29 protein-coding genes are annotated in these 26379 nt (G+C 72.5%); 7 read left to right on the top strand and 22 right to left on the bottom strand.

All coding sequences use genetic code 11. The features are described from left to right. Positions 1-122: 122 nt before the first annotated feature. Entirely contained in the window at positions 123-914 is a 792-nt protein-coding gene (locus ACQP0N_RS14180; protein WP_433120654.1) for a maleylpyruvate isomerase family mycothiol-dependent enzyme, read from the top strand. A gap of 43 nt (positions 915-957) precedes the next feature. Here the strand turns inward: ACQP0N_RS14180 and ACQP0N_RS14175 are convergent, their stop codons facing one another. From ACQP0N_RS14175 to ACQP0N_RS14165, 3 genes are all read right to left on the bottom strand, one after another. Continuing rightward, a complete protein-coding gene (locus tag ACQP0N_RS14175; RefSeq protein WP_433120652.1) occupies positions 958-2157 on the bottom strand; it encodes an RtcB family protein in 1200 nt (399 codons plus the stop codon). Between the two features lie 138 nt (positions 2158-2295). After that, positions 2296-2421 carry a hypothetical protein gene (locus tag ACQP0N_RS14170; RefSeq protein WP_433120650.1) on the bottom strand — a complete coding sequence of 42 codons (126 nt, stop codon included), beginning with the start codon at positions 2419-2421 and terminating at the stop codon, positions 2296-2298. Between the two features lie 286 nt (positions 2422-2707). Beyond that, positions 2708-3988, bottom strand: a complete 1281-nt coding sequence (locus tag ACQP0N_RS14165; RefSeq protein WP_433120648.1) for an RICIN domain-containing protein — start codon at positions 3986-3988, stop codon at positions 2708-2710. A gap of 201 nt (positions 3989-4189) precedes the next feature. Between ACQP0N_RS14165 and ACQP0N_RS14160 the strand changes: the two genes are divergently transcribed. Then, positions 4190-5377 (top strand): spore photoproduct lyase family protein, encoded by a 1188-nt coding sequence (locus ACQP0N_RS14160; protein ID WP_433120647.1) that lies wholly within the window; start codon positions 4190-4192, stop codon positions 5375-5377. 10 nt (positions 5378-5387) lie between these two features. Here the strand turns inward: ACQP0N_RS14160 and ACQP0N_RS14155 are convergent, their stop codons facing one another. Further along, complete coding sequence (locus ACQP0N_RS14155) at positions 5388-6260, bottom strand: M15 family metallopeptidase (RefSeq protein WP_433120645.1); 873 nt, start codon at positions 6258-6260, stop codon at positions 5388-5390. Between the two features lie 77 nt (positions 6261-6337). Further along, positions 6338-7357 carry an acetylxylan esterase gene (locus ACQP0N_RS14150; RefSeq protein WP_433121626.1) on the bottom strand — a complete coding sequence of 340 codons (1020 nt, stop codon included), beginning with the start codon at positions 7355-7357 and terminating at the stop codon, positions 6338-6340. Between the two features lie 214 nt (positions 7358-7571). Here ACQP0N_RS14150 and ACQP0N_RS14145 point away from each other — a divergent pair, with 214 nt between their 5' ends. Then, positions 7572-8594, top strand: coding sequence for a LacI family DNA-binding transcriptional regulator (locus ACQP0N_RS14145; RefSeq protein ID WP_355049989.1), 1023 nt, complete (start codon positions 7572-7574; stop codon positions 8592-8594). 126 nt (positions 8595-8720) lie between these two features. Here ACQP0N_RS14145 and ACQP0N_RS14140 read toward each other — a convergent pair whose 3' ends face one another. The 7 genes from ACQP0N_RS14140 to ACQP0N_RS14110 form a co-directional block, all read right to left on the bottom strand. After that, entirely contained in the window at positions 8721-9569 is an 849-nt protein-coding gene (locus ACQP0N_RS14140; RefSeq protein WP_355049990.1) for a peptidylprolyl isomerase, read from the bottom strand. Positions 9570-9660: 91 nt separating this feature from the next. Beyond that, the gene (locus ACQP0N_RS14135) at positions 9661-10893 is read right to left on the bottom strand and encodes a D-alanyl-D-alanine carboxypeptidase family protein (protein WP_433120642.1); all 1233 of its coding nucleotides are present in this window, start codon (positions 10891-10893) and stop codon (positions 9661-9663) included. Positions 10894-10956: 63 nt separating this feature from the next. Further along, positions 10957-11376, bottom strand: a complete 420-nt coding sequence (locus ACQP0N_RS14130) for a protein-tyrosine phosphatase family protein (protein ID WP_433120640.1) — start codon at positions 11374-11376, stop codon at positions 10957-10959. 330 nt (positions 11377-11706) lie between these two features. After that, complete coding sequence (locus ACQP0N_RS14125; RefSeq protein WP_433120638.1) at positions 11707-12291, bottom strand: hypothetical protein; 585 nt, start codon at positions 12289-12291, stop codon at positions 11707-11709. 281 nt (positions 12292-12572) lie between these two features. Further along, entirely contained in the window at positions 12573-13220 is a 648-nt protein-coding gene (locus tag ACQP0N_RS14120; RefSeq protein ID WP_433120635.1) for a response regulator transcription factor, read from the bottom strand. Beyond that, on the bottom strand, positions 13211-14365 hold the full coding sequence (locus tag ACQP0N_RS14115) for a sensor histidine kinase (RefSeq protein ID WP_433120633.1): 1155 nt from the start codon (positions 14363-14365) through the stop codon (positions 13211-13213). Before ACQP0N_RS14115 ends, ACQP0N_RS14120 begins: the two co-directional genes overlap by 10 nt. Before the next feature lie 52 nt (positions 14366-14417). Continuing rightward, positions 14418-15209 (bottom strand): DedA family protein, encoded by a 792-nt coding sequence (locus ACQP0N_RS14110; protein ID WP_433120631.1) that lies wholly within the window; start codon positions 15207-15209, stop codon positions 14418-14420. A 100-nt stretch (positions 15210-15309) separates the two neighbouring features. Between ACQP0N_RS14110 and ACQP0N_RS14105 the strand changes: the two genes are divergently transcribed. From ACQP0N_RS14105 to ACQP0N_RS14095, 3 genes are read left to right on the top strand one after another with little or no spacing between them, the layout of a single operon-like run. After that, positions 15310-15990 carry a carbon-nitrogen hydrolase family protein gene (locus ACQP0N_RS14105; protein ID WP_433121624.1) on the top strand — a complete coding sequence of 227 codons (681 nt, stop codon included), beginning with the start codon at positions 15310-15312 and terminating at the stop codon, positions 15988-15990. Between the two features lie 44 nt (positions 15991-16034). Then, positions 16035-16478, top strand: a complete 444-nt coding sequence (locus tag ACQP0N_RS14100) for a VOC family protein (protein ID WP_433120629.1) — start codon at positions 16035-16037, stop codon at positions 16476-16478. Positions 16479-16526: 48 nt separating this feature from the next. Further along, positions 16527-17024: a DinB family protein gene (locus ACQP0N_RS14095; protein WP_357121477.1), complete on the top strand. Its 498-nt coding sequence runs from the start codon at positions 16527-16529 to the stop codon at positions 17022-17024. A gap of 27 nt (positions 17025-17051) precedes the next feature. On the opposite strand, the gene ACQP0N_RS14090 is transcribed toward ACQP0N_RS14095, so the two are convergent. The 8 genes from ACQP0N_RS14090 to ACQP0N_RS14055 all read right to left on the bottom strand — a co-directional run bounded on the left by ACQP0N_RS14090 (position 17052) and on the right by ACQP0N_RS14055 (position 22847). Next, positions 17052-17696, bottom strand: coding sequence for a histidine phosphatase family protein (locus ACQP0N_RS14090; RefSeq protein WP_355049997.1), 645 nt, complete (start codon positions 17694-17696; stop codon positions 17052-17054). 58 nt (positions 17697-17754) lie between these two features. Next, positions 17755-18630 (bottom strand): alpha/beta fold hydrolase, encoded by an 876-nt coding sequence (locus ACQP0N_RS14085; RefSeq protein ID WP_433120626.1) that lies wholly within the window; start codon positions 18628-18630, stop codon positions 17755-17757. Between the two features lie 14 nt (positions 18631-18644). Beyond that, a complete protein-coding gene (locus tag ACQP0N_RS14080; protein ID WP_433120624.1) occupies positions 18645-19226 on the bottom strand; it encodes a hypothetical protein in 582 nt (193 codons plus the stop codon). Positions 19227-19240: 14 nt separating this feature from the next. Next, positions 19241-20122, bottom strand: coding sequence for a serine/threonine-protein kinase (locus ACQP0N_RS14075; protein ID WP_433120622.1), 882 nt, complete (start codon positions 20120-20122; stop codon positions 19241-19243). 94 nt (positions 20123-20216) lie between these two features. Further along, entirely contained in the window at positions 20217-20411 is a 195-nt protein-coding gene (locus ACQP0N_RS14070; protein WP_433120620.1) for a hypothetical protein, read from the bottom strand. Positions 20412-20413: 2 nt separating this feature from the next. Beyond that, positions 20414-21457, bottom strand: a complete 1044-nt coding sequence (locus tag ACQP0N_RS14065; protein WP_433120618.1) for a LacI family DNA-binding transcriptional regulator — start codon at positions 21455-21457, stop codon at positions 20414-20416. 124 nt (positions 21458-21581) lie between these two features. Further along, entirely contained in the window at positions 21582-22469 is an 888-nt protein-coding gene (locus ACQP0N_RS14060) for a helix-turn-helix domain-containing protein (protein ID WP_355050002.1), read from the bottom strand. Between the two features lie 138 nt (positions 22470-22607). Beyond that, positions 22608-22847, bottom strand: a complete 240-nt coding sequence (locus tag ACQP0N_RS14055) for a DUF397 domain-containing protein (RefSeq protein ID WP_355050003.1) — start codon at positions 22845-22847, stop codon at positions 22608-22610. A 270-nt stretch (positions 22848-23117) separates the two neighbouring features. Between ACQP0N_RS14055 and ACQP0N_RS14050 the strand changes: the two genes are divergently transcribed. Then, positions 23118-23765 (top strand): GGDEF domain-containing protein, encoded by a 648-nt coding sequence (locus ACQP0N_RS14050; RefSeq protein WP_396799779.1) that lies wholly within the window; start codon positions 23118-23120, stop codon positions 23763-23765. On the opposite strand, the gene rox is transcribed toward ACQP0N_RS14050, so the two are convergent. Next, a complete protein-coding gene (rox, locus tag ACQP0N_RS14045; RefSeq protein WP_433120615.1) occupies positions 23762-25186 on the bottom strand; it encodes a rifampin monooxygenase in 1425 nt (474 codons plus the stop codon). The genes ACQP0N_RS14050 and rox overlap by 4 nt on opposite strands. Positions 25187-25328: 142 nt before the next feature. Beyond that, the gene (locus ACQP0N_RS14040) at positions 25329-26267 is read right to left on the bottom strand and encodes a phosphotransferase enzyme family protein (RefSeq protein ID WP_433120613.1); all 939 of its coding nucleotides are present in this window, start codon (positions 26265-26267) and stop codon (positions 25329-25331) included. Positions 26268-26379 lie beyond the last annotated feature (112 nt).

The following is a 26379-nucleotide window of genomic DNA, read 5'->3' as shown; positions in this document are numbered from 1 at the left end:
ACGACGCCGCCCGGCCCGCGCCCGATGGGGTACGGGCCGGGCGGCGCACACCGGGTGCGTCCGGCCGGCGCAGACCGTCCGGTAGCGTCCCGACCATCGTCGAAGATCCGTTGAGGAGACACATGTCCACGGCTGCCGACCAGATCATCCACGCGCTACGGGCGGGCCACGAGGAGCTCGCCGCGCTCGTGCGCGACCTGAAGGACGACGACCTGCGCCAGCCCTCCGGGGCCAGCGAATGGCAGGTCTCCCAGGTGCTCAGCCACCTGGGCAGCGGCGCCGAGATCGGCCTCGCGGGCCTGAACGCCTCCATCGAGGGCACGCCCGCCCCGGACGGCGACTTCAACCGTGGCGTGTGGCAGCGCTGGGACGCCATGTCCCCCGAGGAGCACGCCGCCGGCTTCCTGGCGTCCAACGAGCGTCTGGTCGAGGCGTACGAGGCGCTGGACGCCGAGACCCGCCAGACACTGCGGATCAACCTCGGCTTCCTGCCCGACCCGGTCGACGTAGCCACCGCCGCCCGGTTCCGGCTCAGCGAGTTCGCCCTGCACCAGTGGGACGCCGAGGTGGCGTTCAACCCGTTCGCGGCGGTGACGCCGGAGGCGGTGCCGCTGCTCCTCGACCAGCTCGGCGGCATGCTGAGCTGGACCAGCCGGCCCGCGGAGCTGGCCGGCCGCGAGGCGACCCTGCTGGTACGGCTGCGGGATCCGGAGCGGACGTTCGGGCTGCGGCTCGGCGAGCCGATCGCGCTGACCGACACGCCCGAGCAGCCGGACGGCGAGTTGTCCCTGCCGGCCGAGGCGTGGCTGCGGCTGGTGGTCGGCCGGCTCGGGTCCCGCTATACGCCGGACGGTGTACGGGTGAGCGGCCCGGTGACCCTGGACGACCTGCGTCGGGTCTTCGTCGGCTTCTGAGGATGACGCGCGGGCCGGTGCTCCCGGCCCGCGCGTACCCTCTTCAGCCCTTGACGCAGACGACCTGCTTGAGGTGCGCGACCACCTCCACCAGGTCTTCCTGCTGGGCCATCACGGCGGTGATGTCCTTGTACGCGCCGGGGATCTCGTCGACCACCCCGGCGTCCTTGCGGCACTCCACGCCGGCGGTCTGCGCGGCCAGGTCGGCGGTGCTGAACGTCCGCTTCGCCTGCGCCCGTGACATCCGCCGCCCGGCACCGTGCGACGCCGAGCAGTACGCGTCCGGGTTACCCCGGCCCCGCACGATGTACGACCCGGTCCCCATCGAGCCGGGGATGATGCCCAGGTCACCCCGGCCGGCCCGGATCGCGCCCTTGCGGGTGACCAGCACGTCGACGCCGTCGTAGCTCTCCTCGGAGACGTAGTTGTGGTGGCAGGAGATGGGCTCGTCGTAGCCGACCTGCGGGAACTGCTCGCGCACCACGTTGCAGAGCAGGGCCAGCATGACGGCCCGGTTGCGCCGCGCGTACTCCTGCGCCCACCACAGGTCCCGCCGGTACGCGTCCATCTCCGGCGTGCCGGCGAGGAACACGGCGAGGTCCCGGTCGGGCAGGTCGGCGTTGTGCGGCAACCGCCGGGCCACGCCGATGTGCCGCTCGGCCAGTTCCTTGCCGATGTTGCGGGACCCCGAGTGCAGCATCAGCCAGACCCGGCCCTCGTCGTCGCCGCCCTGCTCGAGGCAGACCTCGATGAAGTGGTTACCGCCGCCGAGCGTCCCGATCTGCCGCTGGGCCCGCGTCTCAAGCTGCGCCACCCGAGGGTCCAGACCGGCGAAGCGACCCCAGAAGTCGTCCCAGCCGGCCTGCTCCAGGCCACGGACCCGACGCGGGTTGACGGCCTCGGGCCGCTGGGCGAAGCCGACCGGGATGGTGGCCTCGATCGCGGACCGCAGCCCGGCCAGGTCGTCGGGCAGGTCGACGGCGGTCAGCGAGGTGCGTACCGCCGACATGCCGCAACCGATGTCGACGCCGACGGCGGCCGGCGAGACGGCCTGTCGCATGGCGATCACCGAGCCGACCGTCGCGCCCTTGCCGAAGTGCACGTCCGGCATCACGGCGACACCCTGCACCCAGGGCAGCGCGCCGATGTTCCGCAGCTGCTTCGCGGCCTGCGGCTCGATGGCGTACGGGTCGGTCCAGACCCGGACCGGCGCCCGGGTCCCGGCGAGCGGGGTGAATCCCATGATGGTCTCCTTCTGTCGTGCGGGTGACCGATATCGATCATGCGCCGGCCGACTGTGGGCCGGCGGCGGTACGCGGATACGAAAGGGCCGCCCGATCCCGGTGGGATGGGCGGCCGGCGGACGCGATGAGCGTCGGCGTCAGTCGCGCCACCCCGACCCGTTGCCCCGCAAGGTGCGATAGGCACACGGGGCGGTGATGTCGAGCGCGGGGGTGCCGGTGGGGAGCAGACACCGGCGGGCGTCGGTGCGGACGCGGCGCGACATGGCGTACTCCCTCCGGGGTTGATCAGTTGGCCGTGCGCCGCCGAGCCTAGAAGGGGCGGCGGCGAGTCCGCAATGGATTATCGCCGCCGCCCCGAGCGACCGCGGGCGGGCGATGGTGGTCGAGTCCACCTTTGCTCTGCTTCAATCCAGGCGACACCCTGACGTCCGATAGTCGGACACCCGGTGTTTCCTCCGCTGAAGCAGAGCAAAGGAGCCGACGCGCAGGTGGCCTCCTCCGGCGCGGGACCGTGACGGAGCCGACGAACCGACCGTCGTCGTACTGGCCCTACGACGCGGCCACCAGCCGGAACGACTGTGCCGCGGTGCCGTTGCAGGTGTACTGGATGAGCTGGACGCTGTCCGCCGTCGATGCTCCCGGCACGTCCAGGCACTTGCCGCTGCTGCGGTTGACCAGGCGGTAGTAGCCGCCGCCCTCGGACTCCGCGCGCCACTGCTGGTTGACGCCGCCGCTGTAGGACCAGAGCTGGATGGGGGCCGAGTCGGCGGTCGACCGGTCGGTGACATCGAGCACCTGCGCGCTGTTGTTGCGGTTGTTGACCCGCAGGTAGCCGTCGCTGGTCGGGACGAACTGGTACTGCTGGGCGGTGCTGTTGTTGCAGGCGTACTGCTGGATCGCGGTGCCGTTCGCGGTGCCGGCGGCCCGCGCGTCCACGCACTTGCCGCTGCCCCGGTTGACGACGGTGTGCCAGGCGGTCGGCGAGATCGGGCCGGCGCTGCCGGTCGGGGTGGGCGTGGGGGTCGGGGTCGGCGACGTGCCGACGCCGGCGAGCCAGTGCAGCCCGTCGATCAGCAGCTTGTTCTGCTGGGCGCTGTCGAAGGTGGACGACAGGCCGGTCTTGGTGCCGTAGTCCATCTTGTTGTGCCCGAAGTTGGCGTAGATCATCTTGTACTGCCGATTGCTCCAGACCAGCGGGTAGTAACCGCTGTACCAGGACTGGTTGGGGTCGGTGCCGACCGGGAAGCTCGACGGGTCGACCGAGGCCAGGATGTCGATGTTGGAGTTCTGCCGCAGGTCGTTGCTCCACGAGTACCACTCGCTGAACGACGACGAGAACGTCGCCGGCAGGTTCCGGGTGGCCGCGTGGGTGCGGTTGTCGACGCGCATGGTGACCCGGGTCGGGAGCCAGGTGTTGGTCCGGAACGAGCCGGAGCCGAGGAACGTGTTGTAGTACCAGCTCCAGCTCGACGGATTGTCGGTCCACGCGCTGACGTGGAAGCCCATCCACGCGCCGCCGTTCTGCATGTACTGCTGGAAGGCGGGGCGCTGGGCGGCGGGCGGCGCGTCGTCCAGGAACATGACGACCTTGTACTGGGCCAGGTTGGACGTGTTCAGCAGACTCCAGTTGTTGGTGGCCTCCCAGGAGAAGCCGTACTGGGCGGCGGCCTGCGGGAACCAGGCGCGCGCGTCCTTGACGAAGTCGATGTGCGCGTCGTCCCAGGTGCCGTTGTAGAAGGCCAGGACCTTGAACGTCGGCGCGGCCTGCGCGCTGTGTGCGACGCCGAGGCCGACGCCAGCGCTCACGGCCACGACGAGGGCGACGAACACGGACAAGATCCTTCTGGTACGAACGGAGAGTTCTGCGATCACCTGATCGTCCCTTCGGTCGGGACGCGCGCCGCCGCGTCAGACGTATATCTGTTCACAAGGTTTACAGATAGACGAAAGGTTATGCGTTCCCGACCTGCGGCGTCAATCGCCAGGACGGCGATCGGGTGGGATTCCTGCGGCAACGGGTACTCCGGCCCGATGACCAGCCCGGACGCCGTCGACGTCGACACGCCGCTGGCCGTGGACGTACCCGCCGCGCCGCACGACGCCAGCGGCGAGCGGGTGCCGATCCGCGACCTGGCCGCCCTCGCCCCGGCGGCGCGACCCGCGCGTCGCTGGACCCCCGGTCGGGTGGTGGCCACCCCCGCCGCCCTGGACCACCCGCACGGACAACGGATCGTCGACCGGGTTCAGGCGCTCGGCATCGAGGTGGAACGGCTCCGCTCCAACCGACTCAGCGGAGTACGCGGGCAGACCGACCGCGAGACGTACGCCCGGGCCAAGGCGACCATGGCGATCGTGGCGAGCCCGCCGTCCCGCCGCGACCTGCAACCCATCGCGCCCAGCGCCGACTGGCGCGTCGACCTCGCCGAGGGCTGCCCCGCGCACTGCCAGTACTGCTACCTGGCCGGCTCGCTCTCCGGCCCGCCGGTGACCCGGGTGTACGCGGACCTCGACGAGATCCTCGCCGGACTGACTCCGTACGCCGGGCGCGGCACGGTGACCAGCCGCGACGCGCGTCGCGCCGACGAGGGCACCACGTTCGAGGCGTCCTGCTATACCGACCCTCTGGCGCTGGAGCACCTGACCGGCAGTTGGCAACGGGCGGTGCGGCACTTCGCCGACTGGGACGCCCCCGTGCAGTTGCGCTGGACCACCAAGTACGCCGACGTGGACAGCTTCGTCGGCCTGCCCCACCACGGGCGCACCCGGGTCCGGTTCAGCGTCAACTGCGCGCCGGTCAGCCAGCGGTTCGAGGGCGGCACCGCCCGGGTGCCGGACCGGCTCGCCGCCCTGCGCCGGCTCGCGCTCGACGGTTATCCCGTCGGGCTGACCATCGCGCCCATCATCGCGCTGCCCGACTGGCGCGAGGCGTACGGCGACCTGCTGGACCAGGTCCGCGCGGCGGTCGACGGGGTGCCGGAGCTGGACCTGACCGCCGAGCTGATCACCCACCGGTTCACGCCCGGCAGCCGGGAGGTGCTGCTCGGCTGGTACCCGCGTACCCGGTTGGAGATGGACGTGGCGGCGCGCAGCCGCAAGCACGGCAAATTCGGCGCGGTGAAGTACGTCTACCCCCGGGACACGATGGCCGAGCTGCGAGGGTGGTTCACCGACGAGCTGGCCGCGCGGATACCCGCCTGCCGCGTCCTCTACTGGACCTGACCGCCGGGTCTCAGCCGACCGACGAACGGGCGACCGGCGCGGCGAAGAACCTGTTCGGGTACGGCTCGTCACGCAGGCGGTAGTGCCACCATTCCCGGTCATAGTTCACGAATCCGGCGTCGGTCATCAGCCGTCGCAACAACCGCCGGTTGTCCCGGGCGGTCCCGGTGATCCGGGGGTCGTCGGTGTGCGCTCGGGCGTCGAAGCAGTCGAAGCCCGTACCCATGTCGATGCTGTTGTCCGGGAAGCGTCGCGCCCGGGGCGCGGTGCAGGCCACCAGCGACTGGCCGGGCCGGTACGGGGGCTGGCTGGCGGCGGGCTCGTCGACGAGGGTCAGGTCTATCGTGCTGCCCCGGCTGTGCGCGGTCGGCGCGCCGATGTAGCCGTCGGCGAAGAGCCGGTCCTTCGCCAGGTCCGGGTAGAACTCGGCCTTGGTCTGCTGCTCACCGGGACGCTTCGACCAGGCGACGAAGTCGTCCACCGCCGGCTGCGGGCGGTAGCAGTCGTACACCTTGAGGCTGTGGCCCCCGACGAGCGCGGCGTCCTGGACCCGGCGCAGCCCCTCGGCCGCCGACCGGGTGAGCAGGCACAGCGGTTCGCGGTAGCCGGCGATCGGCCGGCCCACGAAGTTGTGCGCCGTGGCGTACCGGATGTCGGCGTGGATTCGCGGGTCGACGTCGGTCAGCACCACGAAACCCGGCAACCCGCCCGCGCGCGGCGGGGTCGCGCTCGGGCGGGCGGTAGGGCTGCCAGGCGTCGGTCGAGGGCTCGCCGAGACCGGGGTGGCGACCGTCGGCGCGGGGCGTGGCGGCGAGGAGCAGCCACCCAGCGCCGCGGCGAGCGCGAGCACCGCAACGCCACCCAACCGTCCTGCCCTGCGCACAGGTCCTGTCTACCAAAACCTGTCGGCGACGCGCGGCAGATCGGTCGGCGCGTCCCGCGCTGGTCCAGCGGTTCCGCTCACGCGCCGCGCGTCAGCGGAACCGGGTGGACGGCGGCCTTCGTCGCCTCGGGTGTCTCGACCAACTGCGCGGCGAGGAAGCGCAGGGCCGCCTCGTCGTCGTCGATACCCCCGGCCTCGTGGCCGTTGTAGCGCCACACCGACAACTCCGTCGGCCCGGCGTGGGAGTTGTGGGCGGCGTAGACACCCGAGGGCGGCACGATGTCGTCCATCAACGCCACCGAGTAGCGGGTGGGCCGGCGACAGCGCCGCGCGAAGTTGACCCCGTCGACGTACGACAGGGTCGTCAGCGTCCGCTCCTCGGCGTCGCGGTGGATCGCCAGGTAGTCACGGATCTCCCGGTACGGGTGGGCATCGGTGACCACAACGGCGCGGGGGATGTCGCACAGGAACGGCACGAGGGCCACCACCGCCCGCACACCGGGCGCCAACGCGCCGGCCGCGAGCGCCATGGCCCCGCCCTGGCTGTGCCCCAGCACCGCCAGTCGGGTCGGGTCGACCATGGGCAGGGTACGGGCGGCGTCCACGGCCCGTACCGCGTCGGTGATCAACCGTCGGTAGTAGTACGTGCGTGGGTCGGCGATGCCCCGCGTCGCCACGCCGGGCGCCTGCGCGCCTGTCGCGCCCAGATCCGCGGTGTCGCCCCGGCTCCAGCCGGAACCCTGCCCCCGGGTGTCCATCTGTAGATGGGTGAACCCGGCGGTCGCCCAGAGCAGGTTCTCCAGTGGGTGCCCACGCCCGCCGCCGTAGCCCACGTACTGCACGACAGTCGGCAGGGCGGTGCCGGTGCCGTGGGGAACCCTGAGCCAGGCCCGTACGGGCTGTCCGGCGAAGCCGGGGAACGTCACGTCGTACACGTCGATGGCGGTCAGCCCGGTCACCACGGGTTCGAGCCGGACCGGCCACGCCGCCTCGCGCGCCTGCACCAGGGTGCGCGCCCAGAAGTCGTCGAAGTCGGCGGGCTCGCGCACCACGCCGCGGTACTCGCGTAGCTGCTCCTCGGGCAGGTCCGTGTACATGGCGTCCTTGTCTGTCACGCGGGACGGTACGGCGAGACGCATCCGACAAATTACCGGAACATTTCCGCAACTCTGCCGAACGCTATGACCGACCTGGCGTGTCGTCAACCCCCCTCGGTGAGGCAAGATGACCCGAGGAGCGGGCGTGCCGTTCCGGGACACGGGACGGGCGACGCGGGCGGTGGCCCCTCCCGGAGCGGTGAAGGAGACACGGGTGGACGCGGACGACGGACGCAGGGTGACCATCACCGCGATCGCACGGGAGGCCGGCGTCTCGGTGCCGACCGTGTCACGGGTGCTCAACGGCCGGTCCGATGTGGCCCCCGACACCCGGGAACGCGTCGAGGAGCTGTTGCGCCACCACGGCTACCGACGCCGCAGCAGCCGCAGCGTCCGCCGCGCGGGCCTCGTCGACCTGGTCTTCAACGACCTGGACAGCCCCTGGGCCGTGGAGATCATCCGGGGCGTCGAGGACGTCGGGCACGGCGCGGGTGTCGGCACCGTCGTCTCCGCGATTCACCGGCAGCCCACCGCGGCCCGGCAGTGGTTGCAGAACCTGCGCACCCGGGCCACCGACGGGGTCATCTTCGTGACGTCGCACCTGAGCCCGCCGCTGCACGCACAGCTACGCCGCCTCAACGTGCCGGTGGTGGTCGTCGACCCGGCCGGCGTGCCGGCCATGGACGTGCCGACCATCGGCGCCACCAACTGGGCGGGCGGGCTCGCCGCGACCGAACACCTGCTGGCGGTCGGTCACCGCCGGATCGGATTCGTGGCCGGACCGACACATCTGCTGTGCAGTCGGGCCCGACTCGACGGCTACCGGGCCGGGCTGGAGGCCGCCGGAGTGCCGGTGGACGACGCGCTGATCTACCCGGGCGACTTCTACCACGCCTCCGGCTTCGCGGGCGGCACGGCGCTGCTCGACCTGGCCGATCCGCCGACCGGCATCTTCGCGGCCAGCGACCAGATGGCGTTCGGCGTCTACGAGGCCATCCGCCGGCGAGGGCTGCGGGTTCCCGACGACGTCAGCGTGGTGGGATTCGACGACCTGCCGGAGGCCCGCTGGGCGTCCCCGCCGCTGACCACCGTCCGGCAGCCCCTGGTGGAGATGGGCCGCCTCGCGGCGCGGACGGTACTGCGGCTGGCCCAGGGTGAGGGCATCGACTCCCCCCGGGTGGAGCTCGCCACCGAACTGGTCGTCCGGGACAGCACCACCGTGCCGTCGACCGGGTGACCCCCGTCGTTCCAACGGCCTGAACCGGGTCGGATACCTGGTTCCGCCGCTACCGGTCGGGATACCGGAAATTCCGGCAACCGGCGTCGCGGTGAGCGGCCCTCGCCGCCCACCGCGCCCAGCGGATCAGTGGTGGTGTGCGCGTACGGCCCGACAGATGGTCACCGGCAGGGCGGGCGCGCCGTCGACCGGCGCGGGATCCTCGGCCGTCGGCGCGATGCCTCCGGCGGCGATCCGGTCCAACGTGTCCAGCCCGGCCGCGTCGACCGTCCCGAAGATCGTGTAGTTGGGGCGCAGCGCCGAGTCCGCGTACACCAGGAAGAACTGGCTGCCGTTGGTGTCCGGACCGGCGTTGGCCATCGCCAGCACGCCCCGCGCGTAGAGCCGGCGTACGCCGGTCGGGTCGGTGGGCGCGGGCGGCAGGTCGGTGGGCAGTTCGTCGCGGTACCGGTAGCCCGGCCCGCCCTCGCCGGTGCCGGACGGGTCGCCGCACTGCAACACGCTGAGCGTCGGGTACGCGGTGAGCCGGTGACACGGGGTGCGGTCGTAGAACCGCTTACCGACCAGGTGTAGGAAGCTCTGCACCGTGCACGGCGCGGCAGCCCGGTCCAGGGTCAACCCGATCGGCCCCTGGTTCGTGGAGAGCGTCACGCGGACGGTGCCCCGGTCCGGCGTGCGGCGCGGGTCGGGTGGCAGCGGCACGGGTCGGGCGGCCGGCTCGTCGGGCGTCTCGGTGTACGCGCACGGGCCGTGCGTGGTGCGCGGCGGGCGGTCAGCGGCGGGCGGCGCCGGAGCGTGCGCCACGCTGGCGACGCCGGACGCGTCGACGGTCGCGCCCGGCGCGGCCAGCGCGGTGGCCGAAGCGCCGACGACCAGCGCCGCGGCGATCGCCGTCACGCCCGCGAGGCGGGTCAGCGCACGTACCGACGGGCGGGGTGCCGCCGCGCCGGAGGGCGTTTCGCGTTCACTCGACACAGGGATCCTCCTGGGACTCGCGCTGCCAGAAAGACCGGAGTCTATGGATGCCGCAGCCGGTTGTCGATCGCTGCGGCCGGTTGCCGACCCGTCAGGACAGCCGGCGGCGACGGTGCCACAGCAGCCCGCCGAGCAGCACCAGCACCCCCGCGCCACTGAGCGCGGAGACCGACCAGAGCCAGCCGGAACCGGTGTGCGCCGGACCGCTGGCCGCCGCCGGGCGGGGCGGACCGGGCGCGGCCAGCACGGACGGGGTGGCCGACGGTGTGGCGGTCAGCTCTCCCGGCTCGACCAGGCGACCGACACCGGCGTCGCGGGGCAGTGAGAAACCCCAGTCCAACAGGGCCGCGCCCTGCTCCCAGCCCCGCTTCGGCGTCGGCTCGGCACCCAGCAACGTCACCACCAGTCGGCGACCGTCGCGTTGCGCCGCGCCGACGTACGTGTGCCGCGCCAGGTCGGTGAAGCCCGTCTTGCCGCCCAACGCGCCCGGGTACCGGTAGATGAGCTGGTTCTCGTTCTGGATCTGGAAGCCCTTCGTCCGCTGTGCCGGCTGCGCGGGGATCGTCGCCAGGTCGGTGAGCGCGTACCGGCGGAACGTCGGCTGCGCGAAGCAGGCCCGGGCGATCAGCGCCAGGTCGTACGCGCTGGTGAACTGGCCCTTGCCGTCCAGACCGGACGGGGTGACAGCGTGTGTCTGGAGCGCGCCGAGGTGGTGCGCCTGCTCGTTCATGGCGCGCACTCCCCCGGCCGCGCCGTCCGGGCCGCCGCCGAGGCGGGCCAGCGCGTTCGCCGCCTCGTTGCCGGAGTTCAGCAGCAGCCCCAGCCAGATCGTCTCGATCGTGTAGCGGCCGCCCTCGACCAGGCCGACGGCGGACGAGCCGGGCTCGATGTTCATGTCCGCCGCGGTGACGGTCACCGTCTGGGCGGGGTCGAGTCGGGGCATCATCGTGGCCGCCAGCAACAGCTTCTGGACGCTGGCCGGGGTGCCGTACTCGTGCGGGCCGCAGCCGCCGAGCACCTGGCCGGAGTCGAGGTCCGCGACCAGCCACGACGTGGCGGTGATCGCCGGTGGCGCGTCCACGCCGGCCGGCACGACCAGGCCGCTGGTCGCCAGTGCGACGCCGCCGACCACCCGAGCCTCGGGCACGGCGGGCGGGGGCGACGGGCGCGGCGGCCGGGACACCGTCGGCGCCGACGCCCGCGGACACCGCACGGCCGACGGGGCGGCAGCGGTACGCGTGGCCGCAGCCGCCGTGCCGACAGCCGGCGCGGGAGCGAGCAGGACGGCGGACGCCGTGACCGCCAGCAGCGCAGCAGCTCTCATGTGCCCGACCCTAGTCAACAAGATCGCCCGGCGGGGGCGGTTGGCGGGTCGGCGGTGCGGTGCTCAGGCGATGGTGCGTAGCCACCGCCGCTGCCAGGGTGTCTCGACCGCCTTCGGGTGGTAGCCGGCCCGGACCCAGGGCACCGCCCGCTCGGCCGGTAGTCCGTCGAGGATCGCCAGCGCGGCCAGCGCCGTGCCGGTGCGGCCGATCCCGCCCCGGCAGGCCACCTCGACGCGTTCGCCGTCGCGTGCTCTCCGCAGCGCCTCGCGCAGCGCGTCGAGCGCGTCCGCACGGTCGACCGGTACCCAGAAGTCGGGCCAGCGGATCCGCCGGTGTGGCCAGGTCGGTTCCGGACCGGGCGCCAGCAACAGGGCGAAGTCGGCCGGCGAGGCGGTCGCGGCGATACGGCGTCCTCGTACCCGCGCCCCGCTGGGCAGTACGAGCACACCGGGCTCCTCCGGCCAGGTCTGCGCGGCATCCATCGGCACATTGTGCCGCGACCGAGGGTGGCTCGTCGTGCCCGGCGGGCACAGCAGCGCCGCCCCCGACCGTGGTCGGGGGCGGCGCCGGTGTCGGTGTGCAGGTCGCCTCTCGGCGAGTGGCGCGACGCGGTTCCAGCCGAACGGTATTCCGCGAGGGCTATGTAGGTGAGGCCCGGGGACACTGAGTCACACCGACACTGGTTCACAACCAGCCGACGCCTCCCGGTGTTCCCGCTCCGGCGAGGTCGTTCGGGCCAGGGCCGGGTGGGTGAAGATGCCGATGGCCGGCACCCCGGGGGGCGCCGGCCATCGGTCGGGTCGTGCGGTGGGTCAGCTGTTCCAGTACTGGCCGACCAGGTCGGCGGCCTGCTGCTCCCACTGGGCGTACGCGTCCGGGTAGGCCGAGACCTGCACGGTCTGCGCGGCCTCGGTCAGCGGCATGTCCTGCCAGCCGTCAACCTGCTTGAGGCCCTTGAGGAACGCGGTGGTGGAGTACTCGGGGTCGGTGATCTGCTCCGGCGTGCCCCAACCGCTCGACGGGCGCTGCTGGAACAGACCCAACGAGTCGTGGTCGTTCATGTCGCCGAGGTGACCCAGGTTCTCCAGCTTCGACTCCTGCAGGCTCGTCGCGATCGAGATGACCGCGGCCCGCTCGGGCAGACCCGCCTTCTTCGTGGCCGCGATGATGGCCTTGGCGTTGGCGGTCTGCTCGTCGTTCAGGTCGATGTGCGACTGGTCGCCCTGAGTGCCGTGCGGGATCAGCTTGCTCGGGTCGGGCTTGTCGGCCTGCACCACGGCGACCGGCCGGGCGTCGGTGCTCGAGGCGGCGACATGGGCGATCGGGCCGGCGAAGACACCACCGGCGAACGCGAGACCGGCAACGGACAGCATGCTCTTACGGAAGATCGTGTTCATGGGGGTAGCTCCTTCGGGGGTAGGAAACACCCGCGTCACCACAGGGGAACGGCGACGCGGATGTGCGCACCTCGTCCGGCGCCGCACAAATCGGGGAAGGTCTTCGTTCCGGGGGTCTGCAACGACCGGGTCCGGCCGACCATTCCCCCGGTCGGGGTGGCCGTGGTCCTGCGATCGTCAGGGTGTGTAACGACCCCGGGCCGGCCACGATTCCGGCCCGGGGATGCACCCGGTCACACCCCATAACTGCCCACGACTGGACATACCGCCCGAGCGATCGGCTAGGGCGTGCCCAGGTAGCGCAGGACCGCGAGGATACGGCGGCTGTAGCCCGTCGTGTGGGCGAGGCCGAGCTTGTCGAAGATGGCGTTGACGTGCTTCTCCACGGCGCTCTGCGACACGTGCAACCGCTGGGCGACAGCGGCGTTCGTGTACCCCTGGGCCATCTCGTGCAGGACGTCCCGTTCGCGTGGGGTGAGTCGGCCGAACGGATCGGGTCGCTCCGAACCGGCCACCACCTGACGGACCACCTCCGGGTCGAGCGCCGTGCCCCGGGCGGCGACCCGGTCGAGGGCGTCGAGGAAGTCGTCCACCTGGGCGACCCGGTCCTTGAGCAGGTAACCGACTCCTTCGGGACGGTCCGCGAGCAGCCGGGCGGCGTAGCGCCGCTCGACGTACTGGGAGAGCACGAGGACCCCGGTGTCGGGCCAGCGCTCGCGGATCTCCAACGCGGCACGCAACCCGTCGTCGGTGTGGGTGGGCGGCATCCGGACATCGGTGACGACCACGTCGGGACGGGACCGGCCGACCGCCTCGACAAGCTCGTCGGCGGTGCCGACGGCCGCGGCCACCTCGTGGTCCTCCTCCGCCAGCAGCCGGGTGAGGCCCTCCCGGAGCAGGGTCGAGTCTTCGGCGAGAACTAGGCGCACGGCAGTTCCGCGAGCACGATGGTCGGACCGCCGGCCGGGCTCGTCACGCCCAGGCGGCCGTCCAGCGCGGCGACCCGTCGGGCCAACCCGGAGAGCCCGCGCCCGGTGAGATCCGCACCGCCGACGCCGTCGTCGTGCACCCGCATGCGGATCCACCCTTCCCGTACCCCGATCTCGACCGTGACCAGGGTAGCGGCGGCGTGTTTCGCGGCGTTGGTGAGCGACTCGCAGGCCACGAAGTAGAGCACCGTCTCGATCTGTCGTGCCGGGCGAAGCGGCAGGTCGCAGCGGATCCGCACCGGCACCTCGGAGCCACGGGCGACCATGGCCAGCACCTCACCCAGATCGCTGGCGTCCAGCGCCGACGGGTAGACCCGCCACGCCACCTCCCGCAACTCCGCGACGGCCCGCTGCACGTCCTCGTGTGCCTGGGCGACCAGAGCGCGGGCGCGGTCGGCGTCCCGGGCGCGGCGGGCCCTCCCGAGCAGCATGCCGAGGGCGACCAGCCGCTGCTGGAGACCGTCGTGCAGGTCGCGTTCGATGCGCTGCCGTTCGGCGTCGACCGCTGCGATGACCGCCGCCCGGCTGCTGGTCAGCTCCTGCACCCGCCGGGTCAGCTCCGCCCGACGGCCGGGGCGCAGCAGCCGCCGGGCCAGCCGGACGTCCAGAGCGGCGATGCTGGCGAGGGCCTGGACGTTGAGCAGGAGCAGCACGGCCCCCACGGCGACCTGGGACAGCGCGTCGAGGAGGCTCAGCTCACCGCGTACCGCCGCCCGCAGCACGATCCCCGCGAGCACCAGCCCGATGCCCAGCACGGCGTACGCCAGCAGGCCGAGCATGCCGGGCAGCAGCCGGGCGGCCAGGTAGCCGACCTGTCGCCGGGTGGACACTCCGGGTGCCGCGGGCGGCTCGTTCGCGCCGAGCAGACCGGCGAGGCGCCGACGTTCCAGGTGTACGAGCTGTCCCGCGTACCGTCTGGTCAGCTCCGCGGTCCGGCGGCCGGGCACGAGCGCGGACGCGGCGAGCGCGACCGCCGCGACGGCCAGGAAGCCAAGCTCGACGACGGCCGTCGCGCTCCCGGCGGCGACGCCCACCGGCAGCCGCACACGGGCCCACCAGCGGCCGGTCCGCCGTTCCCCACTCACCTGGCGACCCCTTCGTTCCGCTGCACCGGAGACATCTCGCGGAGGCGACGGGCTAGCGCTCGTCCGAGGCCCAGGAGGCGCCCCGGTAGAGGGTGCCCCGGCCGTCGGGATCCGGCGTCCCCGCCGGGGGCGCACCGTGGCGAGAGAGAGCCGGGTCCGATTCGGGGTTCCGGTCGGCGCGGCGGGCCTTCAGCACCCGCGAGCCGACGAACCAGGCGACGGCCGCGACGCACGCGATGATCACCACGTTCTGGAGTGTGCCGACGTAGCCCTCGACGAGGTGCCAGTTGTCACCGAGCAGGTAGCCGGCGAGCACGAAGGCGCTGTTCCAGATCAGGCTGCCCAGCGTGGTGTAGAGCAGGAAGGTCCGCACCGGCATCCGCTCCACCCCGGCCGGGATGGAGATCAGGCTTCGGAAGATCGGGATCATCCGGCCGAAGAACACCGCCTTCACCCCGTGCCGCAGGAACCACGCCTCGGTCCGGTCGACGTCGCTGAGCTTCACCAGGGGCAGTCGGGCGACGATGGCGCGCATCCGGTCCCGGCCCAGGGACGCGCCGATCAGGTAGAGCGCCAGCGCGCCGACCACCGAACCCAGGGTGGTCCAGAAGATCGCGCCGACCAGGCTGATCCGACCCTGCGCGGCCACGAAGCCGGCCAACGGCAGGATGACCTCGCTCGGGATCGGCGGAAACAGGTTCTCCAACGCCACCGCCAGACCGGCCCCCGGCCCGCCGAGCCGTTCCACCAGATCGCTGACGTACCCGACGATCCCGCCCTGCGGCGGTTCGGCCGCGGCGGCGGGGGTTCCGGTGGCGAGGACGGCGTGCGACGTTCGAATCATGTCCCCACGCTACGAACCGATCCTGAGAATCGACCATGAGGCGGACCATCCGACGCCGCGGGTCGCCCCCACCGGTCAAGGTGCGGAAAACCGCACCCCTCTGCGGCTCGCGGTGGCGCAGCCGCCGTGCGTACCCCTGGACGTCGCGGAGAACGCGCGGGCGCACGCCGACGCGGTCCGCGCGGCGCGCGCCCGGGTGGTGGTCTTCCCGGAGCTGTCCCTGACGGGGTACGAGTTGCAGGGGCCGATCGTGCCGCTCGACGACCGGCGGTTGACGCCACTTGTCGACGCGTGCGCCGAGGTGGGCACGGTGGCGCTGGCCGGCGCGCCGGTGACCGGTGACCACATCGGAGTGCTGGCGGTGACCGGTGACGGGGTGACGGTGGCGTACCGGAAGATGTGGCTGGGCGGCGTCGAGCCGCAGCGGTTCCGGCCGGGCGACGCACCGGGCGTGCTCGACGTCGACGGATGGCGGATCGGGCTGGCGGTCTGTAAGGACACCGGTGTCGCCACGCACGCGCGGGCGACGGCGGCCCTGGGGATCGACGTGTACGCGGCGGGGGTGCTGGAGTCGGCCCGGGACGCCGCCGTGCCGGACGAGCGGGCGCAGCGGATCGTCACGACGCACCGAGTCTGGGTGGTGATGGCGAGCTTCGCCGGGTCGACCGGCGGCGGTTACCGCGAGGCGGCCGGCCGCTCGGCCATCTGGACACCGAACGGTGACGTGGCCACCCGGGTCGGCACGACACCGGGCGAGTGGGCGGCGACCTCGATCCACTGAGGACGCCGGCGTTTCCTGTCGTACGGGTGCGGCAGGATCGGGCGATGAGCGCGATTCCTCCTCGACTTTCCGTGGTCACCCTGGGCGCCCGCGACCTGGGCCGACTGCGATCCTTCTACCGGTCCCTGGGCTGGCCGGAGCTGCCCGCCAGCGACGACGGCTGGTCGGCCTTCCTGCTCGGAGGCGTTCTGCTCGCCCTCTACCCGCTGCCCGAGCTGGCGGCCGAGGCGGCGCCGGGTGTCGCCGATCCCGCCGGTGGCTGGTCCGGCGTGACGCTGGCCTGCAACGTCGACGACCGCGCGGAGGTCGACGCGGCCTTCGAGGCGGCTGTCGCGGCGGGGGCGTCGGTCGTGGCGGGGCCGACCGACCGTTCGTGGGGTGGCCGCTCGGCATACATCGCCGACCCGGAGGGCAACCGGTGGGAGATCGCCTGGGCGGGTACGGCGGTCTTCGACGAACGCGGCGCACTCGTCTCGTTCGGCGGGTGAGCCGTGCCTTGGTTGATCCCGGGCGACGCCCTTGACATGCTTCGGTCCATGACCGTTTTCCCGCCCACCTTCGCCGACGACGTCGTCGACCAGCCAGCCCAGACGCAGATCGAGGCCTTCATCGACGAGCATCGCCGCGCGCTCAACGAGGCCCTGGACGGGCTGACCGAGGAGCAGGCACGACGCTCGCTGGTGCCGTCGCGGACGACACTGCTGGGTCTGGTGAAGCACGCGGCCTTCGTGGAGAAGGTCTGGTTCGACGAGGCGATCACGTGCCGGTCGCGTGCCGAGATCGGCATCCCGGCGACGCCGGACGAGTCGTTCATCCTCGACGACGGCGACACCATCGCCAGCATCCAGCAGGCCCACCGCGAAGCGTGCGAGGCGTCCCGCCGCGCGACGGCGTCGCTGGGTCTGGACGACGTGCTGCACGGCAACCGACGCGGCCCGCTGCCACTGCGCTGGATGTACCTGCACGTCCTGCGCGAGTTGGCGCAGCACTGCGGGCACGCGGAGATCCTGCGCGAGCAGATCCTGCGCGACTGACGCCCCGGCCCGGCGGGCGTCGACGGATCAGAGCGCCAGCCGACCCTGGACGGTGTCGCCGAAGCGGCGCAGGGTCCAGCGGGCCGGCGGCCAGCCGCCGGTGTCGTGGTCGGTGACCCACTCGCTGATCGACGCCGGGGGCACCTCCAGGTCGAACGCCCGGAAGATCGGCTGCGCGGCGAGCGCGTGGAAGGCGCCCTCCACGGTCTCGCTGTGGCCGACCAGGACCACGGTGCCGCCCCGGTGCCGGTGCGCGATCTCCATGACGGCGCGGCTGACGCGGACGACCAACTCGGCCCAGCTCTCGTTGCCGTCCTCGAACGGGCGGAACACTCCCCCACCGGCTACCGCGTGCTCGGTGCGGAAGCGGGTGACCGGCAGCCCGTCGGCGTACGGCGGGGTGTGCCAGGTGCAGAGGCCGCAGTCGGCCAGCGGCCGGACGCCGAGCGCCGCGGCGATGGGCTGCGCGGTTTCGACGGCGCGACGCAGCACCGACGAGTACACCGCCACCGACCCCTCGACGGCGTAGTCGTCGACGAGCCGCTGGGCCAGCCGGTGGGCCTGGTCGTGGCCGAGCGACGTCAACCCTCGGCACCCGTGCGGTCCGCCCACGATCCCGTCGACCTGGTGGACCGACTCACCGTGACGCACGAAGATCAGCCGTGTTCGCATCGGCCCATCATGCCAGCGACGCCGGCGGATGGATCAGCCGTCCGGATCGACGACGGCGTCAGTCGGCGTCCAGGACCTCGCGCAGCCGCGCGGCGAACTCCTCCGGCTTGCCCGCGTATCCGTGCTCGCCGCCGAGGAAGCCGCCGTGGTGACTCGGGAACACCACGGCCTCCTGGCCGAGCAGCGCCGCCGTGCCGAGGGCCGTGCGTGCGGTGTAGGTACCGGCCGACTCCGCGCCGACCGCGACCACGATCCGAGTCGACGCCGCCGTGAGGACGCCCGCGTCGGGGCGGTAGTCGGTGATCGCCCATGAGCTGTTGGACAGCAACGGATCGTCGCGGCTGCCGTCGTCCTCGGTCGGCAGGCCGAACATCGCCGGGTCCGGCGCGAGCTGGGCGAAGTAGGCGTCGGTGAACTCGCCCTGCCACGACGTCATCGCGGTGAAGGCGGCCATGCCGGCGCCGAACCCCTTGGCGCGGTACGCCTCGTAGAACGCGTTCCGAGCGCGCTCGGCTGCGGCGGCGTCCGGAAGCACCGCGTTGATCGGCGGCTCGTGCGCCACCAGCGTGCCGACGTCGCCGGGGTGGGTCGCGACGAGTTCGAGCGCGGTCACCGCGCCGCCGCTGCTGGCGAACACGTCCACCGGCCCGGCGCCGAGGGCCTCGACGAGCAGGTGCAGATCGGCCGCCTGCTGCTGTGGCGTCTGGTCGGACCGACCGTCGCTCCGGGTACTGCGGCCGAGACCGCGCGGGTCGTACGTGATGACGGTCCGGTCCGTGAGGTGCGGGGCGAGCGCGCCGAAACCCTCCGCCGTCATCGGCTGGCCGATCAGAAGCAACGCGCGACGCACGCCGGTCGGAGGCAGTGGACCTCGGACGTCGTAGACCAGGTCAGCACCGGGTACGGCGAGGCGGTGTGTCTGCGTCGTCGTCATGCCGGTGAGACTACTCAGTCGTTGGCGCGATCGGTGGGTAGCTCACGGGTCTGGGCCAGCAACGCGTCGAGCTGGACGGCGGTCTGCCGGGGCAACCGGCCACGGTCCACCAGCTCGCCGATGGTGTCCCGCAGGTCGGCGATGCGCCGCTCGCGGTCCCGGGTCCGTCGGTTCACGTCGGCGAGGTCGTCGCGCAGCTCCTCGGCGGTTCTGCGGTCGACGTCGCCACGGGCCACCGCCGCGGCGAGCACCTGGTCGAACTCGTCGCTGACCTGGCGGAAGCTGACCGGCAACCCCTGCCCGACGGCCGACGGCACGGCGCTGCTGGGGCGGGGCGACGGGGAGGTCGACGTCGCCGGCTTCGGCGACTGCGACGGCGTCCGGGGCGAGGGCGCCGTGGTGGAGGGCGACGACGGGGCGGCCACCGGCCCGGGGCCGGACGTGTCGGGTGCGCCGAAACCCTGGGTGAGCAGCGCGCCGACGCCGACAAGCACGGCGAGACCGGCCGCGAGGGCGAGCGCCAGGGGCCGGCGCGGACGGCGTCGAACCGGCGCGGACACGACCGGCGCGGGCCGGGCGGCCGAGCGGTCGATCACGGCCGAGCGGTCGATCAGGGTGGGCGGGTGGGCGGCCGGGACGATCCGGAGCAGCTCGGTGGGGGCTCGACCGGCTGGCCGGCGCCGAACCGGCGGGCGAGCTGTGCGGCGCTGGGCCGACGGGCCGGGTCGGCGGCGAGGCAGGCGAGGGTCAGCTCGGCGATGTCGGCGGGTAGGCCGGGCACTCGCAGCGGCGGCACCGGCGTGCCCCGCCGGTGCACCTCGATCGCGTCCTCCCAGGTCTGCACGGGCAGCGGAGCCTCGCCGGTGAGCATGCGGTAGAGCAGCGCCCCGAGGGCGTACACGTCGCTGGCCGGGTCGGGTGGGCCGGCGGCGAGGCGTTCCGGGGCGAAGTACGCGGGTGTTCCCATCACCGGCTCGCCGGACTGGCTGTCGAGCCCACCGAGCGCGGCGATGCCGAAGTCGAGCACCTTGGCCCCGGTGTCGGTGAGCATCACGTTGCCCGGCTTCACGTCGCGGTGCACGACCCCGATGCGGTGCGCGGCGGCCAGCGCGGCGGCGATGTGCCCGGCCACCCGGACCGCCTCGGGCCAGGGCAGCGGGCCGGAGCGCAGCCGGTCGGCCAGGTTGTGGCCCTCGACCAGCTCCATCACGAGGTACGGGACGACGACACCATCGGCCAGGGTCGCCTCGGCGTAGTCGTACACCTGGGTGACGTGCGGGTGGGTCAGCCGGGCGGCCGCGCGGGCCTCGCGCTGGATGGTGGCCCGCAGGTGCGGGTCGGCGGCGAGCTGGCCGGCGAGTACCTTGATCGCCACCGGCCGGCCGAGCACGTCGTCGTCGGCCCGCCACACCTCGGACATGCCGCCGAGACCGATCCGCTCGTGCAGCACGTAGCGGTCGTGGAGGCGGAGGGTGGGGGTGAAGGGTGACATGGCCAGACCAGTCTGCCCGGCGAGTGCGCGATCGACCACCCTACGTGTCCGGACCGGCACTGTTCGTCCTCGGAGTGCCGGAATAGGCGGGTGTTCAGGAGCAGCGGGGCACCGGTCGGGGCTGGATCCGGTCGGCGAGCCGGCGCAGGGCGACGGCGGTCAACTGCCGGGTCGGGGCGAGCAGCGGCCGGCGGGCGCGCTCGACGACGACCGGGGCGTCCGGTCGGGCCGAGGAGACGTGGCGGTTCATCGCGTCCAGGGCAGTGACGTATCCGGTCGGAAATTCCATGGTCAACTCCTGACGTGAGGTCCGGTGGAGGCCCGGACGACGAGTTCGGTGGGTAGCAGCACGTGACCTGCGGCAGCGTCCGAGGGCGGGTCGAGCAGCAGTTCGGCGGCGATCCGGCCCTTCTCCTGCGCCGGCTGCCGGACGGTGGTGAGGCCGGCCGCCGCCGCCTCGGGCACGTCGTCGAACCCGGTCACCGAGACCGGCGGGTGGGTGCCGTTCGGTCGCCGGGCCAGGGCGTCGAGCACGCCGAGGGCGAGCACGTCGGTGCCGGCCAGCACGGCGGTGGGCGGCTCGGACCGGTCGAACAGCCCGGCGACGGCGGCCGACGCGGCGTGGCCACTGTTGCCGGGGGCGTTGAGCAGTGTCAGCTCCGACCAGGCGACGCCGACCTCGGCGAACGCGTCGGCGAATCCGGCGAGCCGGCCACGGGTCGTCGGGTGCCGGGCGTGCTCGAACCCGGCCAGGGTCACCGGACCGGCGGGCGCGTCGGGCAGGACGGAATCCACGAGCAGGGCGACCCGCCGGTGGCCGAGACCGGCCACGTGCGCGGCGACGCTGCGCGCGGCGGCCCGCTCGTCGATGCCGACGAACCGCTTGTCGGCGGCGGCGTCCTCGGGTACGGCCGTGCTGACGTACGGCAGGCCGCGCGCCCGGATGACGTCCAGCGCCCACTCCTCGTCGGCCACGCAGTACACGCAGAAGCCGTCCACGGCGGCGTTCTCCACGGCCCGCCGGGCGTCGGCCTGCGCCTGCGGCAGGGGAACGAGCAGCATGCTGGTGCCGTGTCGCTCGGTCGCGGCGCCCACCCCGGCGAGGAAGCGGACGGCGAAGGGGTCGGTGAAGGCGTACGACAGCTGCGACGTGAACAGCACGCCGATCGAGCCGACGAAGCCGCGGCGCAGGGAGCGGGCGGTCGGGTTGGGTCCCGGGTAGCCGAGCTGGCGCGCGGCGGCGAGGATCCGCTCGCGCAGGGCCGAGGAGAGCTGGTCGGGGCGACTGTAGGCATTGGACACGGTGCTGCGGGAGACACCGACGGCGTCCGCCACGGCTTGCAGTGTCGGCTTCACTCGACGCCCCTCTGTATCGATTCAGACTGGATCGATACAGAGACTAGCCCGACACGTCAGCAGCGGTCAATGCGAACGAACCCGCGCGCGCCTCAGGGCACCGTCACTGCGGGTAGGTCTCCTCCAGCAACCGGCCCAGGATCTCCGGCGTACGCTCCGGCGGCTCCGCCTCGACGCAGAGCCGTTCCATGGCCACGGCGTAGTAGTCGAGGTCGTCGCGCTTGTCCAGGTAGAGGGCGCTGGTCAACTGTTCGATGTAGACGATGTCGGGCAGCTCCTGGTCACCGAAGCGCAGGATGGTGAAGGCGCCACCGGCCGCCGCGTGACCACCTGCGGCGAAGGGGATGACCTGAAGTCGGACGGTGGGCGACTTGGTCGCCTCGATGAGCGCGGTGAGCTGGCCCCGCATCACCTCGGGACCGCCGATCGGGCGGCGCAGCGCCGCCTCGTCCACCACGGCCCAGAGCAGCGGCGGCTTGTCCCGGAGCAGCAGTTGCTGACGCTGCATGCGCAGATCCACCCGGCGGTCGATCTCGGCGACGCCGGCGCCGCCGTGCCCGAGCAACACGACCGCCCGGGCGTACTCCCGGGTCTGCAACAGGCCGGGCACGAACTGCACCTCGTAGCTGCGGATCAGCGCCGCCGCCGCCTCCAGGCCCAGGTAGGACTGGAACCAACTGGGCAGTACGTCGCCGTAACGGTGCCACCAACCAGGACTGTTGGCGTCCCGCGCGAGCTTGAGTAGCGCCTCGCGCTCCCCCTCGTCGCTGACGCCGTAGAGGGTGAGCAGGTCGGAGACGTCACGTTCCTTGAAGCCGACCCGGCCCAGCTCCATCCGGCTGATCTTCGACTCGGAGGAGCGGATCTCCCACCCGGCGCCCTCCCGGGTCACCCCGCTGGACTCCCGCAGCCGACGAAGCTGGGCGCCGAGCAGCATGCGCAGCACGGTCGGCCCGGTTGTCGGGCCGCCCTCGGCGGGAACCATCGTCACGTGCGGACCTCCGGATACCGACCACGTGGTCGGGCACCGAGCCCGACCGACGTGTAAGCATGCCATGGACCGACAGTGAGGTGAACTCCTCCGGACCGGCGATTCAGTCCCATCGCTGGGACCGCCCCGCGCGGCCGGTCAGTTGATCAGATGGTCGAAGTCCCCGTCGCGGGCGCCGAGCACGAAGGCGGCGATCTCGTCCACTGTGTAGATCAGCGCCGGCCCTTCCGGGTGACGCGAGTTGCGGACGGCGATGCCGGCCCCTCCGGGCAGTTCGGCGAGTTCGACGCAGTTGCCGCTCGGGTTGCTACGGCGACTCTTCTGCCAGGTCAAATGGGGCAACTGAGGGATCGGAACGCCATTGGGTGGCTGCTGCATGAGAGGCGTCTTTCTGCTCACGAGTCCGCCGGTGCCCGTGGGAGGAGCGGTGACGCGGCGAGGGTGCGGTATCGGGGTCGGGCCGTTATGCACGTGCATCTGCTATTGCATCTGCACCGGATGGCGAGCATGATAACGCACGTGATCGGTGCTTATCCGTTCACTTTGCGTTACCCCGAGCGGGGTGATGACCAGGGAAAACTGACCCCGACGCGGCAGGCGCGCCGCGCAGACCGAAGGCGGGAGGCGGTCGCGGCGATGGGAGGTCTCCTGCCGGATCCGATGAGCGTTGCCTCCGGCGTCTGTGCCGCGGGTGCCCTGCTCTCCTCCTGGCAACTGCGTCGCCGCGCCGTACGCGCCGAGGCCGAGATCGAGCACCTCCAGGCCGAGCTGGCCGCCGAACGCCACGCCGCCAGTCACGACCCGCTCACCGGGCTGCCCAACCGCCGCGCCTTCTACCGTCTCGCGGCCGCCCTGCTCACCAACGCCGACGGCCAGCCGCTGATCGCCATCGTGCTCGACCTCGACGACTTCAAGCAGATCAACGACCGGTACGGGCACGCCGCCGGCGACCAGGTGCTGATCAGCGTCGCGGAACGACTGGCCGGGTTCGCGGGCGACAACCTCGTCGCCCGCCTCGGCGGCGACGAGTTCGCGGGGCTGCTCGCCAGTCCGACCGTCGACCGACGCTGGATCGAGCACGCCACCCGACGCCTCAGCGAGACCGTCGCCGCGCCGATCCGGCTGACCGGGTGCAGTGTCCGGGTCACCGCGTCGGTGGGGCTCGCCCCGGTGACCTGTCCGGCCCAACTCACCGACGCGCTCAGCCGCGCCGACGCGGCCATGTACCAGGCGAAGAGCCTCTCCGGCCCGCGGGCGCCGCGACAACTCGTCGACAGCTCCCTCTTTCGGGACTAGCGGCTCGCGCCGAACCACCGGCGCAGCTGGCCCACCAGGTCGCTCTGATCGTCACCGACCCACGCCACGTGGCCGTCCGGACGCAGCAGCACACCGGGTACGTCGAACCCGTCACCGACGTCGACGACGTGGTCGACCCGGTCCGCCCACCCGGCGACCGAGAGGCGACCGGTCGCGTCCAGCAGCAGCCCGCGGCCGGCCCGCATCAGTTCGTAGAGCCGTCCCCGGGTCAGCCGGACGTCCCGCAGGTGCCGCCCGAGCAGCTCGTGAACCGTGCCGAAGTCGTAGCGGACGCCGATCGCGGTGACCTTCTCGATCAGGTACCGGTTCACGTCCTCGAAGTCCATCAGCTCCGACAACAGGTGGCGTACCGCCTGCGGCCCCGGGTCCGGTGACAGCAGGAACATCTGCGCACGGGTGTTGACGAGGACGTCCGCGGCCACCGGGTGCCGCTCGGTGTGGTAGCTGTCCAGCAGCCCGTCGGGCGCCCAGCCGGCGACCTCGGCAGCCAGTTTCCAACCGAGGTTGACCGCGTCCTGGATGCCGAGGTTGAGGCCCTGCCCGCCGGTCGGTGGGTGGATGTGCGCGGCGTCGCCGGCCAGCAGCACCCGGCCGACCCGGTACCGCTCGGCCAACCGGGTGGCGTCGCCGAAGCGGGACAGCCAGCGCGGCGAGTGCACGCCGAAGTCGGTGCCCGCGTACGCCCGCAGTTGCTGTTGGAAATCCTCGATCGTCGGCGGGATGTCGCGGTCCTCGGCCACTGTGTCGGCGGGCACGAGGACCCGGTACACACCGTCCCCGAGTGGCCCGAGACCGAAGCGGAGGTGGGTCCTGCGCACCTCGGCGACCACGTCCGCCACCGTCTGCGGGGGTACCCCCACCTCCATCTCGCCCAGCAGCGAGTCGACCCGGCTGGGTTCACCCGGGAAGTCGACGCCGAGGAGCCGACGGACGGTGCTCCGACCGCCGTCGCAGCCGACGAGAAACCGCGACGTCAGCCGCGTGCCGTCGGCCAGTTCCACCGTCACCGCGTCGTCGTCCTGGCTCAGCCCGACGACCTCACAGCCGCGCCGGAATTGGACGCCGACCTCCACGGCGTGTTCCGCCAGGAGGCGGTCCGTGGTGGTCTGCGGGATACCGAGCACGTACGCGTGGGCACTGTCGAGGCCGCCCGGCGGCGGCTTGGGGATCGCCGCGAAGTAGCCCCCGAGCGGATGCCGCGTACCCAGGGCGAGGAAGCGCTCCAGCAGTCCGCGCTGGTCCATGATCTCGATGCTGCGCGCGTGCAGGCCGAGTGAACGGACGAAGCGGGTCGGCTCGGCATCCCTCTCCAGCACGACCACGCGTACGTCGTGCAGTCGCAACTCACTGGCGAGCATCAGACCGGTCGGTCCGCCGCCGGCAATAATGACATCGATCACGATTCCCCCGATTTTCCCAGGTTTGGGCTTCGGGTGACGATTCTGCGGCACGACGGGGGTCTTGCCGCAAGACCCCGGGTGCGATATACGTTAGAGGTGGCAGGGAGCTTGATCTCCCTGCCGTTTCGCGTTTCCGGGCCTCTCAGCGCCGTTCGTCGAGGTCACGCAGTGCCACGTCGGCGAGGGTGACCAGGCCGACCGGCGACACCAGCCCACGGACGATCCGGGCGGCCGTCGCGCGATCGTCGGGGCTGCCGCAGGGGTCCAACGCCTGACGGGTCCAGTCGCTGAGGTCGTCGAGCGCGCGTACCGCGAGGAACCAGGCCAGCCGCGCCGCGTCGACGTCGACCGCGCCGTACCCGGCGAGCACGGCCCTCTCCTGCCCGGGGGTGATCGGCGCGAAGGCGAGCACCCCGCCCACGACGAACATCAGGTCACACTCGCGCGGGGCGAGCACCGCGTCGTCCCAGTCGATCAACCAGACCTGGCCGTCCGGGCCGAGCAGCAGGTTGCCCAGGTGCGGATCGCCGTGGCAGACCACCGTCGGCCCCGCACGTCGGCCGGCGAGCCGTTCGACCCCAGCGAGCAGCGTGGACACCCGGTCGGCGTCCGCCGCCCAGGTCGCGGCCAGGTCGGCGACCAGCGGATCGCCCGAGTCGGCCTGGTCACGAAGCCGTCCGGCCACGTCCCGGGTCGCGGCCAGAATCGAGGGGTACGCGTCACCGCCGCCCGGCAGCAGCCGTTCCAGTTCACCGGTCACCGGGACCGCGTGCACGGCGGCCAGCAGTTCCCCGTAGGCACGCCAGTGCGCCTCGCTCATCGGGCCGTCCAGCGCCCGCAGGTCGGACACCCACGGGACCACGGAGAGGCGTACCCCGTCGCGCTCGGCGTACAGCCGCCCGGCACGGGTGCGGACCGGCGCCGCGACACCCGGCACGCCCCGCTCGGCCAGGTGCGCGGCCACGATCAGGCCGGCCGGCGTACCGCCACCACTGACCTTGACGGCGTACCGCCCACCGTCGTCCGTCCCACCCCGCCAGAGCCGAGCCCGCGGATCAGCCCCATACGGAATCTCGTCCATAGTGGACAACCGAAGCCCGAACGCCTCCTCAACCCACCCCACAACCCCCGCACCCCGCACCCCACACCCCACCCGTGTCGATCAAGAGGTTCGCGTCACGATCGGCTCATAT

It is taken from the genome of Micromonospora sp. CA-246542 (assembly GCF_050942905.1).
Taxonomy (GTDB): Bacteria; Actinomycetota; Actinomycetes; order Mycobacteriales; family Micromonosporaceae; genus Micromonospora.
This window is presented reverse-complemented; position numbering and strand designations above follow the sequence as displayed.

Bases quoted from the DNA above. Each gene is read 5' to 3' on its own strand.
- ACQP0N_RS14180 (WP_433120654.1), top strand. From the start codon at position 123: ATGTCCACGGCTGCCGACCAGATCATCCACGCGCTACGGGCGGGCCAC.
- ACQP0N_RS14175 (WP_433120652.1), bottom strand. From the start codon at position 2,157: ATGGGATTCACCCCGCTCGCCGGGACCCGGGCGCCGGTCCGGGTCTGG.
- ACQP0N_RS14170 (WP_433120650.1), bottom strand. From the start codon at position 2,421: ATGTCGCGCCGCGTCCGCACCGACGCCCGCCGGTGTCTGCTCCCCACC.
- ACQP0N_RS14160 (WP_433120647.1), top strand. From the start codon at position 4,190: ATGACCAGCCCGGACGCCGTCGACGTCGACACGCCGCTGGCCGTGGAC.
- ACQP0N_RS14150 (WP_433121626.1), bottom strand. From the start codon at position 7,357: ATGTACACGGACCTGCCCGAGGAGCAGCTACGCGAGTACCGCGGCGTG.
- ACQP0N_RS14135 (WP_433120642.1), bottom strand. From the start codon at position 10,893: ATGAGAGCTGCTGCGCTGCTGGCGGTCACGGCGTCCGCCGTCCTGCTC.
- ACQP0N_RS14130 (WP_433120640.1), bottom strand. From the start codon at position 11,376: ATGGATGCCGCGCAGACCTGGCCGGAGGAGCCCGGTGTGCTCGTACTG.
- ACQP0N_RS14125 (WP_433120638.1), bottom strand. From the start codon at position 12,291: ATGAACACGATCTTCCGTAAGAGCATGCTGTCCGTTGCCGGTCTCGCG.
- ACQP0N_RS14110 (WP_433120631.1), bottom strand. From the start codon at position 15,209: ATGATTCGAACGTCGCACGCCGTCCTCGCCACCGGAACCCCCGCCGCC.
- ACQP0N_RS14100 (WP_433120629.1), top strand. From the start codon at position 16,035: ATGAGCGCGATTCCTCCTCGACTTTCCGTGGTCACCCTGGGCGCCCGC.
- ACQP0N_RS14095 (WP_357121477.1), top strand. From the start codon at position 16,527: ATGACCGTTTTCCCGCCCACCTTCGCCGACGACGTCGTCGACCAGCCA.
- ACQP0N_RS14090 (WP_355049997.1), bottom strand. From the start codon at position 17,696: ATGCGAACACGGCTGATCTTCGTGCGTCACGGTGAGTCGGTCCACCAG.
- ACQP0N_RS14085 (WP_433120626.1), bottom strand. From the start codon at position 18,630: ATGACGACGACGCAGACACACCGCCTCGCCGTACCCGGTGCTGACCTG.
- ACQP0N_RS14075 (WP_433120622.1), bottom strand. From the start codon at position 20,122: ATGTCACCCTTCACCCCCACCCTCCGCCTCCACGACCGCTACGTGCTG.
- ACQP0N_RS14070 (WP_433120620.1), bottom strand. From the start codon at position 20,411: ATGGAATTTCCGACCGGATACGTCACTGCCCTGGACGCGATGAACCGC.
- ACQP0N_RS14055 (WP_355050003.1), bottom strand. From the start codon at position 22,847: ATGCAGCAGCCACCCAATGGCGTTCCGATCCCTCAGTTGCCCCATTTG.
- ACQP0N_RS14040 (WP_433120613.1), bottom strand. From the start codon at position 26,267: ATGGACGAGATTCCGTATGGGGCTGATCCGCGGGCTCGGCTCTGGCGG.